The organism is Sphaerisporangium corydalis, assembly GCF_025506355.1.
GTDB lineage: Bacteria > Actinomycetota > Actinomycetes > Streptosporangiales > Streptosporangiaceae > Sphaerisporangium > Sphaerisporangium corydalis.
Map to the genome: position 1 here is coordinate 122,499 of NZ_JANZYP010000012.1, position 14,560 is coordinate 137,058.

Below are 14,560 nucleotides of genomic sequence, written 5' to 3' on the forward strand. Positions count from 1 at the left end.
AGGATCCTGATCGTTGCTGGTTCGCCCTTGGGGCGAGGCAAGAGGGAACCTGGTGCGATTCCGGGGCTGCCCCGCAGCGGTGAGCGGGAACGACCGCCGTCATTCGAGCACTGGGCCGGCCCCGGCCTGGGAAGCGACGGCCAGTAGGCACGAGCCAGGCGCCCGCGAGTCCGAAGACCTGCCGGTGACGTGTCGTCCAGGCCCCGAGGGAGGGCCGCGGGCGGGGTTTCCGGCGTGCCCGCCCGGCGGGTCCACCGGTCGTGCTCCGACGCGTGCTCCCACAGCGGGGATCCGAACGCTATGAGGGAGAGCACATGACCGTGACACGCGACCTGCCGGCGCCGATCCGGGAGGATCAGGCGGCGAGGCGGCTCGCCATCGAGGAGGCCGCCGCCCGGGTCGTCACCGACCCCGCCAACTCCCGGCTCGCCGCGGGGCTGCTGGCGGCGGAGATCGTGGACGAGGCCGCGGCGCACGGGGTGCGGTCGTTCTCGGACTCGATCGCCGCCACGCACGCGGCCGGACTCGTCCAGGACGCCCTGAACGCGTTCGTCCAGGCCCACCAGGCCGAGCTGGACGACCTGGTCGACCCCGACGGGGACGCCAGGTTCGAGTACTTCGGGCTGCGCACCGTCTACGACCGCTACCTGCTGCGCCACCCGGTGACCCGTGGCGTCCTGGAACGGCCGCAGCACTTCTTCCTGCGCGTGGCGTGCGGCCTGGCCGGAACCGTCGCCGAGGCCGCCGAGCTCTACCGGCTCATGTCCACGCTGTCGTACCTGCCCAGCTCGCCGACGCTGTTCAACTCCGGGTCCCGTCGCCCGCAGCTGTCGTCCTGCTTCCTGCTCGACTCGCCCCGCGACGAGCTGGAGGCCATCTACGAGCGTTACGGCCAGGTCGCGCGCCTGTCGAAGTACGCGGGCGGCATCGGCATCTCCTACACCCGCGTGCGGTCGCGCGGCTCGCTCATCCGGGGCACCAACGGGCACTCCAACGGCATCGTCCCCTGGCTGCGCACGCTCGACTCCAGCGTGGCGGCCGTGAACCAGGGCGGCCGGCGCAAGGGCGCCGCCTGCGTGTACCTCGAACCCTGGCACGCCGACGTCGAGGACTTCCTCGAGCTGCGCGACAACACCGGCGAGGACGCGCGGCGCACCCACAACCTCAACCTGGCGAACTGGATCCCCGACGAGTTCATGCGCCGCGTCGAGGACGACGGCGTGTGGTCGCTGTTCGACCCCAAGGAGGTTCCCGAGCTGGTCGACCTGTGGGGCGACGCGTTCGACGCCGCGTACCGCGCCGCCGAGGCCGCCGGGCGGTACGCCCGCCAGGTGCCCGCCAGGGCCCTGTACGGCCGCATGATGCGCACGCTCGCCCAGACCGGCAACGGCTGGATGACCTTCAAGGACGCCGCCAACCGGGCCTCCAACCAGACCGCCCGCCCCGAGAACGTCATCCACCTGTCCAACCTGTGCACCGAGATCCTCGAGGTGACCAGCGACGCCGAGACCGCGGTGTGCAACCTCGGCTCGGTCAACCTGGCCGCCCACCTCGGGGAGGACGGGGTCGACTGGGCGCGGCTGCGCGCCACGGTGGCGACGGCCGTCCGCTTCCTGGACGCCTCCATCGACCGGGGGTTCTACCCGACGCCCGAGGCCGAGGCGGCCAACCTGCGCTGGCGGCCCATCGGCCTCGGCGTGATGGGCCTGGCCGACGTCTTCTTCGCGCTGCGGCTCCCGTTCGACTCCCCTGAGGCGCTCGCGCTGTCCACGCGGATCGCCGAGGAGATGGCCCTGGCCGCCTATGGCGCCTCCGCTGCCCTCGCGCGGTCGCGGGGGACGCACCCGTCGTACGCCGACACGCGCGCCGCCGGCGGCGTCCTGCACCTGGACCACTTCCCGGCCGCGAACCCGGCGCACCCCGCCGAGTGGGCGGCCCTGCGGGAGACCATCGCCGAGACCGGCCTGCGGAACTCGCTGCTCCTGGCCGTCGCCCCGACCGCGACCATCGCCTCGATCGCCGGATGCTACGAGTGCGTCGAGCCGCAGGTGTCCAACGTGTTCAAGCGCGAGACGCTGTCGGGCGAGTTCCTCCAGGTCAACCGCTACCTGGTCCGCGACCTCCAGGGCCTTGGGCTGTGGAACCCGCAGATCAGGGACGAGCTCAAGCGCGCCGACGGGTCGGTCCAGGGCATCGCCGCGATCCCGGAAGAGGTCAGGGGCCTGTACCGCACCGCCTGGGAGCTGCCGCAGAAGTCCCTGATCGACCTGGCCGCCGCGCGGCAGCCGTACATCGACCAGTCGCAGTCGCTCAACCTGTTCATGGCGACCCCGACGATCGGCAAGCTGTCCTCGATGTACGCCTACGCCTGGCGGGCCGGTTTGAAGACCACCTACTACCTGCGCTCGCGCCCGGCCACGCGCATCGCGCAGACCACCGTGGCCGCCGAGGCCCTGGCCGTTGCCCCCGTGGCCCCCGGGGCGCGCGCGGCCGTGCCCGACCCGGACGCGGTCGCGTGCTCCCTTGAGAACCCCGAGATCTGTGAGGCGTGCCAGTGATGTTGCTCGACCCCGGAATGGACCTGACGTTGCGGCCGATGCGGTACCCGGAGTTCTACGAGCGGTACCGGGCGGCGATCCGCAACACCTGGACGGTCGAGGAGGTGGACCTGCAGTCCGACCTCGCCGACCTGGCGAAGATGGACGCGGGGGAGCGGCACCTGATCAACCGGCTGGTGGCCTTCTTCGCCACCGGCGACTCGATCGTGGCCAACAACCTGGTGCTCAACCTGTACACCCATGTGAACGCCCCCGAGGCGCGGCTGTACCTGTCGCGCCAGCTCTACGAGGAGGCCGTGCACGTCCAGTTCTACCTCACCTTGCTGGACACCTACCTGCCCGACCACGACGAGCGGGCCAAGGCGTTCGCGGCCGTGGAGCACATCCCCTCCATCAGGGACAAGGCGGAGTTCTGCTTCCGCTGGATCGACTCGATCAACGGGCTCACCCGCCTTGAGACCCGGGACGACCGCCGGGCGTTCCTGCTCAACCTGATCTGCTTCGCCGCCTGCATCGAAGGACTGTTCTTCTACGGCGCCTTCGCCTACGTGTACTGGCTGCGCTCGCGGGGGCTGCTGGGCGGGCTGGCCACCGGGACGAACTGGGTGTTCCGCGACGAGTCCATGCACATGGAGTTCGCGTTCTCGGTCGTGGACACCGTGCGGGCCGAGGAGCCGGACCTGTTCGACGACGAGCTGGGCGGCATGGTGACCCGGATGGTCGAGGAGGCCGTCGCGGCCGAACTGGCCTTCGCCCGCGACCTGTGCGGCGACGGCCTGGCCGGCATGAGCGCCGGCCAGATGCGCGAGTATCTGGAGTACGTCGCCGACCGGCGCCTGGCCCGCCTGGGCCTGCCGATACGGTACGGCACGGCCAACCCCTTCGCCTTCATGGAACTGCAGGACGTGCAGGAGCTGGCCAACTTCTTCGAGCGCAGGGTGTCGGCCTACCAGGTCGCGGTGGAAGGGAGCGTGCGCCTCGACGAGGCGTTCTGATTCCCGCCTTTCCCCCCGCACACGGTAAGAAGGCCCGCGCACGGTACGACGGCACGAAGGGAGCGCGGCGGTGTCCTCAGCGGTGAATTGGGTGGTCCTGGTCGCGGTCGTGCTGGCGGCGATCGTGGCGGTCGAGCTGCTCAGGCGGCTGCTGCGGTCCCGCCGCGTCAACGGCCGCTTCTCCCTCGCGGGCCCGCTCGTCGACCGCTGCACGTGGCCGGGGTTCGCGACCGCCGGCGTGGTCGCGTTCGACCGGGTGTACGCGCCGGGCATGTCCGGGCAGTTCGGCGACGAGGCCGTCGAGCGGACCGTCACCGTGCTGCTCATCGCGTGCGTCGCCTGGCTGGTCGTCCAGGCGGCGTACGCGGTGACCGACGTCGTGCTGACCCGCCTCGGCATGGTCGAGGGCGACGGCAACCGCAGGGCGCGCCGCATCCGCACCCAGATCACGCTGGTGCGCCGGGTGGCCGCGGCGGTCATCATCGTCGTCGCCATGGGGGCGATGCTGTTCAGCTTCCCGGCCGTGCGGGCCCTCGGCGCCGGGCTGCTGGCCTCGGCGGGCATCCTCGGCGTGGTGGCGGGCATCGCCGCGCAGTCCACCCTGAGCAACCTCATCGCCGGGCTGCAACTGGTGTTCAGCGACGCCATCCGGCTGGACGACGTGGTGGTGGTCGACGACGAGTGGGGCCGCATCGAGGAGCTGACCCTGACCTACGTGGTGCTGCGGCTGTGGGACGAGCGCCGGCTCATCCTGCCGGTCTCGCACTTCACCGCGACCCCGTTCGAGAACTGGACGCGGCACGGCAGCCGGGTCATCGGGCACGTCATGCTCCGCGTCGACTGGTCGGTGCCCGTCGAGGACATCAGGGCCGAGCTGTACCGGCGGCTGCGCGAGCACCCGCTGTGGGACCAGAAGGACTGGACCCTCCAGGTGACCGACGTCCAGCCGAACGGGCTGGTGGAACTGCGGGCGCTGATGAGCGCCTCCGACGCGCCGAGCGTGTGGGACCTCAAGTGCGACATCCGCGAGCACCTGGTGGCCTACATCCGGGAGCACCACCCGGACTCGCTCCCGCGTTTCCGCGTGGAGGGGTAGGCGGCGCCCGGTTCAGGACGTGTTCGAGGGGCGCAGCACGCGGGTGCCGCCCGCGATGAGCGCCGTCGCGAGGATCCAGCCCGACGCGATGAGGACGTTCGCCAGCCACTGCGTCCAGCCCACCGGCTCCCAGGCGCCCCGCTGCTCGAACACGCTCACCGGCACCAGCAGGTCGAGCGTGTACGGGAACGGGTGGAAGATCCGCCGCTCGTCCAGGCCCACCTGGGCGGGCGGATGGGTGGCGAACACGGCGGTCCCCGCGGCGAGCAGCAGCGCGAACCACACCCCGGCGAGCCAGGGGCGGTGCCCGTACCCCACGACCACGTCCAGCAGGTAGCCGGCGATCCGGCCCGGGACCCGCCGGGTGGCCCGCCGGGCCCGCTGCTTGGCGAGCAGGACGCCGCGCGCCTCCGGGTCGTGCCCGATCTTGCGGTACCAGGCGGCGAGCTGCTCGTACGGCTGCGGCCGGTAGCCCTCCGGGTCACGGCTCACCCAGCTCAGCCGGTCGGCCGGTGTCATGTCGCCCCGCAGCGACTCGAAGGTCGCCCCGTTGAGCCGCACGTGCCCGGGGTAGGCCTCGGGGTGGTCGAGCAGGACGCCGACCCGGGTGTACCCGAGGTTGACCTCCCCGCGCGCCGAGGACGGCCGCAGGATGAGCTCGTCGACCTGCATGTGGCTGAGGTGCAGGCAGCGGTCGTCGGCGTCCAGCACGGCCATGTCGAAGGAGAGCACGCCCGCCACCCGCGCGCCGCGCATCCGCACGGTGCCCTCGGCGGTGAACCCGGCGCTGAACTCCACGCTCGACGCCTGCATGTGGTCGGCGTACACGGCGTGCGGCCCGTTGGCCTTGATCACCGCGCGCTGGAGGTACAGGCCGCTGTTGAAACGGGCCCCGATCATCCTGAGCCCGCCGACGGTCCGCATGTCCCGGCAGAAGGCGCCGCCGTCCACGGTCAGCCCGCCGGCCCACAGCGCCCAGTGGTTCTGGTCCCAGCCGCGCTCGCGCTTCTCCGCGTCGGTGAACGGCCGGCTCTTGTCCTCCTTGAAGCTCTCCGTGGCGGTCTGCGGCCCGTCCGGCGCGTGCAGCCGGGACCTGGCCAGGCGGAGCTGCCCGGTGACGTGGGCGTTGTCCAGCCGCACCCCCGCGCGGACCGTGCACGCGTCCAGCTCGAACAGCCCGTCGACCGTGCAGCGGGCCGCGCGGATGCGGTGGATGTCGCAGCCACGGAAGCGCACGCCCCTGACGGTCGCGTCGGTGAGCGACACGACGCCGGACAGGTGGCAGCTCAGCAGGTGCAGCTTGGTGGTGATCGTCGCGTCGGAGAGGTTGACCGAGCCGACGATCCGCGCCCCGGCGAGCCGCAGGCCCGCCACCTGCCCGGCCCGCGCGGGGTGCGCGCCCAGCAGGAGCGCGACGATCAGCTCGGCGCGCACGGTCCTGGCCCGCCCCCACCCCGCGCCGCCGGCGGGGTCGTCGCGCGCGGCGTCACCGGTCCGCAGGTCGACCCAGGCGCCGGACGGGTACGCGTCCCACACCTGCCGCTCGGCCGGCGTCAGCCGCCAGAAAGGTCGTGATCTCCGCACATCCGGGACTTTAGCGCGGGACCGTGGCCTTCAACCGGTCTTGATCAGATCTGCCCGCCGCTCGCGGCCCGCGCGGGACCGTCCGGAGCACGGCGGCGGTCACGACCGGCCGCCGGGATCATCCGGTTCGGCGCGCGGGGGTCCGGTCCGGCTGGACGCGCGCCGGGGTCATTCGGGCTCGATGTGCATCGCCCGCTCCTCGGCGGACAGGTCGCCCTCGTCCCGGCCGATCTCCTGGGCGTACTCCTCGGACTCCTCGTCGGGATGGGCGCCCTCGTCCGGGGCGACGAACCGGTGCTCCTCGCGCGGCACCCGCGAGCGGTCGGGCGCCTCCTGCCAGACCCGGCGGGTGATCCCGTCCCGGTCCTCGGGATCGTCCTCGATGATCTCGTGACCGATGGGCAGGTTCTCGGTCCACTCCTCGATCTCGGTGAGCTGCTCGTCGTCGCCCATGTCGTCGGGCCCCCGTGTTGTTTCGGTCATACTCCGGCCCTTACCCCCATCTGCCACTAACTCGCCTAAAGGCGGAAACAATGTCGCTCACCTGGGTCGCGGGCGCTACCTCTCGATGACCTCGTTCTTGCCGATCACGACCACGCCCTCCCGCGTCACGGCGAAGCGCGAGCGATCGTGGTCCAGGTCCAGGCCGATCCGGGCGCCGTCGGGGATCACGACGTTCTTGTCGATGATGGCCCGCCGGACGATCGCGCCCCTGCCGACCTTGACGCACCCCATGAGCACCGAGTCCTCGACCTGGGAGTGGGAGTGCAGCACCACGCCGGGCGAGAGGATCGAGCGCGAGGCGGTGCCCCCCGAGACGATCACGCCCGGTGACACCAGCGAGTCGACGGCGTGCCCGACGCGGTCGCCGTCGTTGTGCACGAACTTGGCGGGCGGCAGCGGGTCGTGGCCGGTGTAGATCGGCCAGCGGTCGTTGTACAGGTTGAACACCGGGTGCACCGACACCAGGTCCATGTGGGCGTCGTAGTACGCGTCCAGGGTCCCGACGTCACGCCAGTAGCCCCGGTCGCGCTCGGTGGAACCGGGCACGACGTTGTTCGCGAAGTCGTACACCTCGGCGCCGCCGGACTTCACGAACATCGGGATGATGTTCCCGCCCAGGTCGTGCTTGCTGGCCGGGTCGAGCGCGTCCTCCCGGAGCGCGTCGATCATCGCCTGGGTCTTGAAGACGTAGTTCCCCATCGAGGCGTAGACCTGGTCGGGGGCGTCCGGCAGGCCGATGGCGTCGGTGGGCTTCTCGCGGAACGCCACGATCCGGTGCCCCGCCGGGTCGGTCTCGATCACCCCGAACTGGTCGGCCAGCGCCAGCGGCTGGCGGATCGCGGCCACGGTCACCTCGGCCCCGGAGTCGATGTGCTGGCGCACCATCTGCTGGGGGTCCATGCGGTAGATGTGGTCCGCGCCGAAGACGATGCAGTGCTCGGGCAGCTCGTCGTAGATCAGGTTGAGGTTCTGGAACAGCGCGTCGGCCGAGCCGGCGAACCAGCGCGGGCCGAGCCGCTGCTGGGCGGGGACCGGCGTGACGTAGTTGCCGAGCATGGTCGACATCCGCCAGGTCCGCGTGACGTGCCTGTCCAGGCTGTGGCTCTTGTACTGCGTCAGGACGACGATCTTGAGATAGCCCCCGTTGGTCAGGTTCGAGAGCACGAAGTCGACCAACCGGTAGATCCCGCCGAACGGCACCGCGGGCTTGGCTCGGTCTGCCGTGAGCGGCATCAACCGCTTGCCCTCGCCACCGGCCAGCACGATCGCGAGGATTCTGGACGTCGTCATACGCAGACGTTACCCGCCTTTACCCAGCTAAACCCGGCGAAACTTCCCGAAACGCTAAGGTTGCCCCATGCGCGTCGATCTGCTGAGCCGGGAATACCCGCCCGAGGTGTACGGCGGGGCCGGAGTCCATGTCGAGTACCTCGCCAGGGAACTGCGGACCCTGGCCGACGTACGGGTCCGCTGTTTCGGCGCCCGCCGCGACGAGGGCGGCGTGGACGCCTACCGGGTCCCCGGCGGCTTGGAGACCGCGAACGCGGCCCTGCAGGTCCTCGGCGTCGACCTGGAGATGGCCTCGGCCTGCGAGGGCGCCGACCTGGTGCACAGCCACACCTGGTACGCCAACTTCGCGGGGCATGTGGCCAAGCTCCTCTACGGGATCCCGCACGTGGTCACCACGCACAGCCTGGAGCCGCTGCGCCCGTGGAAGGCCGAGCAGCTCGGCGGCGGGTACTCCCTGTCGTCCTTCGCCGAGCGCACCGCGCTGCTCGGCGCGGACGCGGTGATCGCCGTCTCGGAGGGCATGCGGCGCGACGTGCTCGCCTGCTACCCCGAGATCCCCGCCGAGCGCGTCGCGGTGGTCCACAACGGCATCGACACCGGCGAGTACGCGCCCGACCGGGGCACCGGCGTCCTGAGCAGGCATGGCATCGACCCCGACCGGCCGTACGTCGTCTTCGTCGGGCGCATCACCCGGCAGAAGGGGCTGGTCCACCTGCTGCGCGCGGCCCGCTCCTTCGCCCCGGAGGCCCAGCTCGTGCTGTGCGCGGGCGCCCCGGACACCCCTGAGATCGCCGCCGAGGTCGCCGGGCTGGTCGGCGAGCTGCGGGAGAGCAGGGCGGGCGTGGTCTGGATCTCCGAGATGCTGCCGAGGAGCGAGGTCATCCAGATCCTCACCCACGCCACCGTGTTCGTGTGCCCCTCGGTGTACGAGCCGATGGGCATCGTGAACCTGGAGGCCATGGCCTGCGAGACCGCCGTCGTGGCCACCGCGACCGGCGGCATCCCCGAGGTCGTGGCCGACGGCTCCACCGGCCTGCTCATCCCCATCGACCAGGGGATCGACGGCGAGCCCAAGGACCCGGAGGCGTTCGCCGACGCCATCGCCCACCGGGTCAACACCCTGCTCGCCGACCCCGCCCTGGCCGCCTCCATGGGCGAGGCGGGCCGCCGGCGCGCCGTCGGCCACTTCTCCTGGCCCGCCATAGCCACCCGCACCCAATCCCTCTACACCAGCCTCCTCTGACCGCGGGCCCGTCGTGGGCGGGGTCAGATCTGGTCGCCTCTGCGGGCGGTGAGGTCGTGGGCGGCGGCGATGGGGCGCCAGGCCTCGACGAACCGCAGCTTGGCCGCCTTGGCGTCCTCGGACCTGGCCAGGCCGGTGCCGTAGTCGGGATCGTCGGTGATCGCCCCCCGGCAGCCCCCCGCCAGGCGGCGCGACGCCCAGGAGAGGAACGCGGCGTCGGCCTTCTGTGAGGCGTCGAGGGCCTCGACGAGGGACCGTTTCAGCGCCGCCCCGCCGGTCAGGGCGTCCACCTCCAGGCTCCGCGCCTGGGTGAGCTGCCCGCTTCGCGAGGCGGTGATCCTGCGGATGACCGCCTCGCCGGCGCGGTCGCACTTGCTGACGTCCGCTATCGCCTTCCCGAGTCCGGAACGCGCGTCGGTGCTGTCGGAGAGCAGGCCGTCGATCGCCGTCGCCTGCTCGGCGGCCCGGCCGGACGCGGGCGCCGCCGAGGGCTCGGCTCCCGCCTGGTCGCCCTCATCCGGATCACCCTCCGCCTGGTCGCCGTCCGCTGGATCGCCATCCCCCTGGTCGCCCTCCGCCTGGTCACCCTCGGCCCGGTCGCCCTGGGTCAGGCCGTCGGCGGGGTCGCCGGCCGGGCCGCTCGCCGCCGGGTCGCCCGTCTGCGAATCGCTCCCTGCCAGGGACGAGACGGGCGGGGGCGGCGGGACGTCCCCGTCCAGACCTCCGGCGACCGCGGCGTCCTCCGAGGCGGCCACCGTCTCCCGGCTCGCCGCGTCGCCCGCGCCGCCGACGTTGAGGCCGGCGAGGAACCACCACGCGAGCCCGCAGACCAGCACCACTCCGGCCACGATGACGACCGTGCGGCCGGTACGCCGCGCCGGGCCCTTCGGCGGCCGGTGCGACCCGGCCCGGGACGGCGGCGCGGACGGCTCCTGCGGCCCGAACAAGGGGGAGGAGACCTCCTCCGGCGGATACACGCGGGTGGGCTCCCTCGGCCCGAAGCCACGGGAGGGGGGCTCCTGCGGGACGTACGCCTGGGAGGGATCCTGCGGCGCGAATGTGTGGAAAGGCACCTCCTGCGAGGGGCGCCCATGGAAAGGGTCCTGAGGGGTGAAGGCCTGGGAGGGGGCCTCGTGCGGGGGGTATCCGTGGGAGGGATCCTGCGGCGCGAACCTGCGGGAAGTGACCCCCTGCGGGGGGTACGGGTGGGCTGGGTCGTGCGGGGGGTATTCGGGGGGCGGGTTGTGTGAGGGGGGGCCGGGGAAGAGGGGTTCCTGCGGGGGGAAGCCAGGGTCGCGGAGGGACCTCGGGGGGAGGGGTGCTCCGCAGCGGGGGCACGCGGCGAGGTGTCCCGCGTCGGTTCCGCAGCGGCCGCAGACAGAACCGGAGCCGGATTCGTTCACCAAAGCACTTCCCTCTCGAAGGTCGTCAATCAGCGCCGGTCGCGGATAAGGGCTGAGTCATCATAATTACGGCAGTTTACGTGAGGTAAATGGCAAGTCGCTATGGCCAGTCAGATGTCCTAATCTAGGGAATTGTCCTACCAGAAAGCGGCGCCACACCTGAAGTCGTGACGTCTCCCGGAAGCCGGTAGGCGAATGGTCATCCACAACTCTAGAGCAGGTCAACGACAGTTTTCGTCCCGAGCCCGGCCCCCATCCATAATGAGTATTGTGACCGGATATGTGGGTACGGCCGCCCGCCCGGTTGGCGAATTTCGGGGTGATGTGCCGACCGAATCACCGCACGGTGGGTATTCACGCGCTTCCGCCGCTCCGCGAGTGATTCGCCCGGGTCGATGATCTCTATTGCGCCCGTGAAGAGCATGATCCGTCGCCCGCGACGACGCGGTTCACCGGCCGGGAAGCGGGCGCGGCACACGACAGGGGCGTGCGACAAGCGTGCGACATGCGCCTGGAACCGAACAAAAGCCGCCGGGCATGCGTCGTACTGGTCATGAAGCGAAGCAACGACGTCCGCCGGCCGGCCGTGGTCCTCGCCGTGGCGGCGGGCTTGATGATGGCGTCGGCCGGTTGCGGCTCGGTGGCGCCCTCCGGCCCCGGCACCCCACCGGCGGCGGTCGCGCCGGCGGCGGGCGGTCAAGCGGGCGGGGCGGGCGGCCCGGCAGGGGAGGGCTCAGGTACGGGCGACGGGCCCGCCGCCCAGACCATGCCCGCCGCCCAGACCGTGCACGCGGGAGGGGCCTCCGCGAGCACGGCGGCGGCCGGCCGGTGTCACAGCGGAGCGCTGGCGGCCCGCGTCAGCGCCGTGGACGCGGGCGCTGGCCAGCGCAACGCGGCGCTGATCTTCATCAACAAGTCCAAGCGCACGTGCTGGGTGTACGGCTTCTCCGGGCTCATCATGATCGACGCCAGGGGCGACGTGCTGCGTACCCGGACGCGCAGGGACGCCGCCAAGGCGCACCGGGTCACCCTGAGGCCGGGCGCGGGGGCGCACGCGCTGGTGCACTGGACCGTGGTGCCGACCGGGCGAGAGACTAGGTGCCCGGAGTCCGCGCGCCTGATCATCCTTCCGCCCGACGAGGTCGGCACCCATCTGGAGATCCCCTTCCGGGCGGCCCCGTGCGACGACGGCCGCATCGACCTGTCCCCGATGGCCCCAGGCACCCGCGTCCTGCGGTGATCAAGGTGCTTTCGCCAGGTCAGGGGTGGAATATGCCTAGCATGAAGCACAGGATGAGCAGGATCCCGCCGGCGATGAGCAACGCGATTGGTAGCGGAACGTCCACGTGTGTCTGACTCCGATCTGATCTGTGGATGGGGCATCTCGGCTTCAGTTCTGTCTACGTGAAGATCGACATCAGGGTTCAACCGGCCTCCCGCGCACCCCGGGCGAAGACATCAGATCGCCCGCTCACCTGCGGGAACATCCTGCCTCCCGCGCCTTCCTGCGGGGGCGTCCGGCTTCCGCCGCATTCAGGGGGGATGTCCGGCCGCTGCGGAAATCGGGGGCGGCCGGTGCGGCGGGGCTCGGTAGTCTGGGGTGGTGCTTGCGATCGACCGGGTCAGGATGGCGTTCACCGACCGCCACGGAGGGGTGAGCGCCGGGCCGTACGGCACGCGCAACCTCGGCGGGTCGGTCGGCGACGATCCCGCCGCCGTCGCGGCGAACCGCGCGCGGACCGCCGAGGACTTCGGGCTCGATCCGAGGGACGTGGTGTTCATGCGCCAGGTCCACGGCCGTGACGTGGCCTACACCGCCGAGCCGTTCGGCACCGACCCGCCCTCGCTGGACGGCGTCTACACCGATCGTCCGGGGCTCGGTCTCGCCGTACTCGCGGCCGACTGCGCGCCCGTCCTGCTCGCCGATCCGGTGGCGGGCGTGGTCGGCGGCGCCCATTCGGGCCGGGTCGGCACGACGGCCGGCGTCGTGCCCGCGCTGGTGGAGGCGATGCGCTCCCACGGCGCGACCGACCTGGTCGCCCTGGTCGGCCCGCTGGCCTGCGGCACCTGCTACGAGGTGCCCCACGCGCTGCGTGAGCAGGTGGCGTCGGTCCTGCCGGAGACGTGGTCGGCCACCCCCGCGGGCACTCCCGCGCTCGACCTGCGGGCGGGCATCGCCGCCCAGCTCAAGCGCGCGGGCGTGGACGACGTCCGGCACGACGACCGCTGCACGATCGAGACGGCCGGTCTCTACTCCCATCGCAGGGAGCGGCTGACCGGCCGTTTCGCTGGTTATGTCTGGCTGACGCCCGGCGACTGATCACGAGCCCCCGTCCGTCACGAGCCCCCGTCCGTCGTGGGCGGCCGTGCTCACCGGAGGGCCGCCCCTTCACGAGCGGTCATCTTCGGCGAACGGCGGGGGACGGCGCGGGCGCGGGGGGTGATCGGGGTGACCAGGGCCACGGCGGTGAGGACGGCGGCGGCGCCCAGCATCGGCGCGACCCCCGGGACGAAGCCCGTGACGGTCAGCGTGAGCAGCCCGGCCCCCGCCAGCGCCGTGGCCGTGACGGCCCTGGCCCAGCCGGGGTCGGTGCGCGGGCCGGCCGGCGGCTCCTCGAACCGCGCGAAGAGCCGGATGAGCGGCCATACGGTGAGCGCGAGCGCGCCCAGCCAGAACGGCCAGCCGGCCAGCCACGGGGCCCCGAACGGCGCCGGGGTGGCGACGCCCAGGCCGACCACGGTCACGCCCGCGACCACGAACAGCGCGCTCATGTGCCACAGGTAGACGGTCATCATGCGCGGGCCGGCCCACGCCACGACCCGGCCGGCGACGGGCCGGGACGCGAGGCGCATGATCCAGGGGCGGAGCAGCATCGCCAGGCCGATCTGGCCGAAGGCGACGGCGAGGAGCGCGGCGGTCGGCGGTGCCATGTTGGACATCGGGGCGCCCGGCATCCCGATCATGCTGCCCGGGTACGGCCCGAACGCGACCAGGGCGGCGGCCGTGGCGAAGCCGCCCGCCGCCATCAGCCGGAACCCGGCCAGGCGCCCGCTCGCGTACAGGAACCCGAGCTGGTGCACCGCCAGCCAGACGAGCCCGATGTTGAGGTACCCGGCGGCCTCGACGCCGTTGAACCTGACGACGTCCACCAGGACGGCCCCGGCCGCGAGCGCGGCGGGCACCCGGCCCCCGTACCGCTCGCCGAGCCGGAGCAGCACCGGCGTGAGCGCCACCGCGACCAGGTAGATCGCGAGGAACCAGAGGAGCTGGCCGGCCAGGCGGGCGGCGGTCTCCACCGGTTGCGCGGGCAGGCCGAGCGCGAGCAGCAGGTGGGGCAGGGGGATCCACACGGCCGCCAGCGGCAGCACCGGCCAGGCCAGCCGCCGCACCCGGCCGGCGAGCCACAGCGGCTCCCCGCCGCCGCGGGCCAGGTGCGACCGGTGGCTGATGGCGTTGGCGGCGCCGCCGGCGAAGAAGACCAGCGGCATCACCTGGGTGATCCACGTGACGGCGAAGGCGCCGGGCGCGGTGAGCGCGTTCCCCGTGGAGATCGTGCCGCCGGCGTAGGCCAGGACGGGGATGCTCCAGTGCTCCAGCACCACGACGGCGATGCCGAACAGGCGCAGCAGGTCGATGAACAGGTCCCGGCCGGGCCGGCCGTGGCGCGGGGGAGCGGCGGCCGGGAGGGTGGTCCCTCCGCCGGTCACCTCGGTCCGGGGGGCGGGCACGGGTCGGTCGAGCAGGGTGCGCACGGGGGACACCTCGTATCGTCAAGGGGGGAGTTCAGGAAAAATCAGGAATTCCGATGACACGAGGCTCTCGCTGGCGGACCCGCCGGCGCAGTGACGGATACTGGTGTCTTCAGGGGAGATCACATGACCGTTCC

Annotated in this window: 11 protein-coding genes and 1 riboswitch; of the genes, 6 read left to right on the forward strand and 5 right to left on the reverse strand. The window is 72.2% G+C overall.

Annotation, left to right across the window (positions count from 1 at the left end; genetic code table 11):
* Positions 1-200: riboswitch (cobalamin riboswitch) on the forward strand.
* Positions 201-314: 114 nt separating this feature from the next.
* The 3 genes from NYZ98_RS11700 (at position 315) to NYZ98_RS11710 (ending at position 4,649) form a co-directional block, all read left to right on the forward strand.
* On the forward strand, positions 315-2,558 hold the full coding sequence (locus NYZ98_RS11700; protein ID WP_262842645.1) for a ribonucleoside-diphosphate reductase subunit alpha: 2,244 nt from the start codon (positions 315-317) through the stop codon (positions 2,556-2,558).
* Positions 2,558-3,553 (forward strand): ribonucleotide-diphosphate reductase subunit beta, encoded by a 996-nt coding sequence (locus NYZ98_RS11705; protein ID WP_262842646.1) that lies wholly within the window; start codon positions 2,558-2,560, stop codon positions 3,551-3,553. Before NYZ98_RS11700 ends, NYZ98_RS11705 begins: the two co-directional genes overlap by 1 nt.
* Positions 3,554-3,623: 70 nt before the next feature.
* Positions 3,624-4,649, forward strand: a complete 1,026-nt coding sequence (locus NYZ98_RS11710; protein ID WP_262842647.1) for a mechanosensitive ion channel family protein — start codon at positions 3,624-3,626, stop codon at positions 4,647-4,649.
* A gap of 12 nt (positions 4,650-4,661) precedes the next feature.
* Here the strand turns inward: NYZ98_RS11710 and NYZ98_RS11715 are convergent, their stop codons facing one another.
* From NYZ98_RS11715 to glgC, 3 genes are all read right to left on the reverse strand, one after another.
* A complete protein-coding gene (locus tag NYZ98_RS11715; RefSeq protein ID WP_262842649.1) occupies positions 4,662-6,233 on the reverse strand; it encodes a hypothetical protein in 1,572 nt (523 codons plus the stop codon).
* A gap of 168 nt (positions 6,234-6,401) precedes the next feature.
* Positions 6,402-6,716 (reverse strand): DUF5709 domain-containing protein, encoded by a 315-nt coding sequence (locus NYZ98_RS11720; RefSeq protein WP_262842650.1) that lies wholly within the window; start codon positions 6,714-6,716, stop codon positions 6,402-6,404.
* 75 nt (positions 6,717-6,791) lie between these two features.
* Entirely contained in the window at positions 6,792-8,027 is a 1,236-nt protein-coding gene (gene glgC / locus NYZ98_RS11725; RefSeq protein ID WP_262842651.1) for a glucose-1-phosphate adenylyltransferase, read from the reverse strand.
* Between the two features lie 67 nt (positions 8,028-8,094).
* Here glgC and glgA point away from each other — a divergent pair, with 67 nt between their 5' ends.
* On the forward strand, positions 8,095-9,270 hold the full coding sequence (glgA, locus tag NYZ98_RS11730) for a glycogen synthase (RefSeq protein WP_262842652.1): 1,176 nt from the start codon (positions 8,095-8,097) through the stop codon (positions 9,268-9,270).
* A 23-nt stretch (positions 9,271-9,293) separates the two neighbouring features.
* On the opposite strand, the gene NYZ98_RS11735 is transcribed toward glgA, so the two are convergent.
* Positions 9,294-10,343, reverse strand: coding sequence for a hypothetical protein (locus NYZ98_RS11735; protein WP_262842653.1), 1,050 nt, complete (start codon positions 10,341-10,343; stop codon positions 9,294-9,296).
* Positions 10,344-11,226: 883 nt separating this feature from the next.
* Between NYZ98_RS11735 and NYZ98_RS11740 the strand changes: the two genes are divergently transcribed.
* Both NYZ98_RS11740 and pgeF read left to right on the forward strand, forming a co-directional pair.
* Positions 11,227-11,913 carry a DUF4232 domain-containing protein gene (locus NYZ98_RS11740; protein ID WP_262842655.1) on the forward strand — a complete coding sequence of 229 codons (687 nt, stop codon included), beginning with the start codon at positions 11,227-11,229 and terminating at the stop codon, positions 11,911-11,913.
* Between the two features lie 387 nt (positions 11,914-12,300).
* Entirely contained in the window at positions 12,301-12,993 is a 693-nt protein-coding gene (gene pgeF, locus NYZ98_RS11745) for a peptidoglycan editing factor PgeF (RefSeq protein WP_262842680.1), read from the forward strand.
* 50 nt (positions 12,994-13,043) lie between these two features.
* On the opposite strand, the gene NYZ98_RS11750 is transcribed toward pgeF, so the two are convergent.
* Entirely contained in the window at positions 13,044-14,426 is a 1,383-nt protein-coding gene (locus NYZ98_RS11750; protein WP_262842656.1) for an acyltransferase family protein, read from the reverse strand.
* Positions 14,427-14,560: the final 134 nt, after the last annotated feature.